This window comes from Trichococcus sp. (assembly GCF_049589555.1).
In the GTDB taxonomy this organism is placed as follows: Bacteria; Bacillota; Bacilli; order Lactobacillales; family Aerococcaceae; genus Trichococcus.
In genome coordinates this window covers 1-2,166 of record NZ_JBAWAZ010000339.1, presented here as the reverse complement: position 1 = coordinate 2,166, position 2,166 = coordinate 1, and the positions used below count along the sequence as shown (strand labels likewise).

3 protein-coding genes are annotated in these 2,166 nt (G+C 50.0%); all 3 read right to left on the bottom strand.

Going from position 1 to position 2,166, the window contains the following annotated elements; translation table 11 throughout:
• Window positions 1-157 precede the first annotated feature (157 nt).
• The gene (mnmE, locus tag WBV27_RS11720) at window positions 158-1,549 is read right to left on the bottom strand and encodes a tRNA uridine-5-carboxymethylaminomethyl(34) synthesis GTPase MnmE (RefSeq protein WP_424202272.1); all 1,392 of its coding nucleotides are present in this window, start codon (window positions 1,547-1,549) and stop codon (window positions 158-160) included.
• 189 nt (window positions 1,550-1,738) lie between these two features.
• Entirely contained in the window at window positions 1,739-1,948 is a 210-nt protein-coding gene (locus tag WBV27_RS11715; protein WP_424202270.1) for a hypothetical protein, read from the bottom strand.
• Between the two features lie 106 nt (window positions 1,949-2,054).
• Window positions 2,055-2,150 (bottom strand): hypothetical protein, encoded by a 96-nt coding sequence (locus WBV27_RS11710; RefSeq protein WP_424199812.1) that lies wholly within the window; start codon window positions 2,148-2,150, stop codon window positions 2,055-2,057.
• Window positions 2,151-2,166 lie beyond the last annotated feature (16 nt).

Genomic DNA, 2,166 nt, shown 5'->3' with positions numbered 1-2,166 from the left:
CCTTTCATTTATGCTATCTATTTGTTCCTAACCTTTTAGTTGAACTCTGAATCCCAGAACTCTCCGCCTAAGTTGCTCACCACACACGGACAAAAAGCGTCCGCTTTGTGGTGAGCCTCTTAGTGCTCGATTTCTACCCGGGATTCATCGTATCCTGTTATTTCCCTAAGCAGAACTGTGTGAAGAGTTGGGTGAGGAGTTCGTCTTGGACGCTGTCACCGGTGATTTCTCCGAGGAGGTCCCAGCAACGAGTAAAGTCGATCTGGACGAGGTCGATCGGCATACCCGATTCGATGCCGCTCAGCACTTCATCCAGCGAATCCATCGCATCATTCAGCAATGCGATATGGCGGACGTTGGATACATAGGTCGCATCCTTCTCGCCGGTTTCCCCGGAGAAGAACATCTTCGTGATCTGTTTTTCCAGTTGATCCAATCCACTTTCACTCAGCATCGATGTTTCGATGACTCTTTCAGGATCGCTCCAAGGCTCCAGATCAGCTGTCGTCATGTTCGCTTCCAGATCCATTTTGTTCATCAGGATAATGCGGTTCATGTCCTTCGTATCTTCCAGAAGCTGCTTGTCCTCTTCCGTCAGCCCTTCGTTCTGGTTGATCAGCAACAGAATCAGATCGGCTTCAGCCAAAGCTTTCCGGCTGCGTTCGACGCCGATTTTTTCCACGACGTCATCCGTTTCACGGATGCCCGCAGTGTCAATCAGCTTCAAGGGAACGCCTCTGACGTTTACGTATTCCTCGATCGTATCGCGGGTTGTGCCGGCGATGTCGGTCACGATGGCTTTCTCTTCGCGCAACAGGCGGTTCAGCAAACTGGATTTCCCTACGTTCGGGCGTCCGATGATGGCTGTCTGTAAACCTTCGCGCAGGATTTTTCCTTGCTTGGCGGTATCCAACAAGTGCTGGATGTGTCCGCGCACTTCAATGGTACGTTCCTTCAACAGCTTCGTCGTCACTTCCTCGACGTCATCGTATTCCGGGTAGTCGATATTCACTTCGACTTCAGCCAATGTGTTCAGGATAATCTGACGGATATCCCGGATCATACCGGACAATTTGCCGTCCAACTGATGTAGGGCCACATTCATGGCACGATCCGTTTTGGCACGGATTAAGTCCATGACCGCTTCGGCCTGCGACAAATCGATCCGGCCGTTCAGGAAGGCGCGCTTCGTAAATTCCCCGGGCTCCGCCATACGGGCGCCGTTCTGGAGAATTGTCTGCAGAATCCGGTTGACGCTCACGACACCGCCATGGCAGTTGATTTCCACGACATCTTCGCGGGTGAACGTCTTCGGTCCATGCATGACGGACACCATGACCTCGTCGATCATGTCGCCTGTGCGCGGATCATAAAGGTGACCGTAATTGATGGTGTGTGTGGCGACATCGACCAAGTGCTTCGTACCGGATCGGTATAAGGCATCGGCTATCTGGATTGCTTGATCTCCGCTCAAACGTACGATTCCGATGGCCCCTTCTCCAGGCGGCGTCGAAATGGCGGCGATGGTATCAAATTCATTTGTAATCATTCATTGTCGTCCTTTCTTGGTTGTTTCAGCGTACAAAAAAAGCGCCCACTCCTCCCCTTCGTTCAAGCGGGAGGAAAAGCACTTTGACTGCAGTTCACTTTGGATATTCTTTTCAGCTTACTTTAAATAGATTTCTAGCCGATTATACAAGCAATGCGGGCGCAATGCAAGCATTTAATGAACGGCTGTTTATTTCATCATGAGGTAGGCCGTACTCAACAAACCTCCGACCACCAACAGGATGATGATGTTACGGATGTATTTTTTCCTGTCTACCTGGACACGCAATTGGATATGCATCAAATCCATCAGACCCAACACAATGATCATCACCACACCCACAAATCCTACGATTAAAGTGATCATCGATGCGATGAACAACAACTCACTGATATTCACGGAAATCCTCCTCAAATAGTACGCTCGACTTCTAAAATAGTATAGCATAGCGTTTTGAGGAAGTGCTGCTTACCCGCCGGAATTATTTTGTCCGTTTTGTTGCAATTCAACCGATCTGCAAGGCGATTTTCCCCGTCTGTTCGGCATTTTCCAGCCGTTGGAATGCCTCCCTGAACTCCTCTGCCGGATAAACGGCATCCACTACCGGATGGAGATCA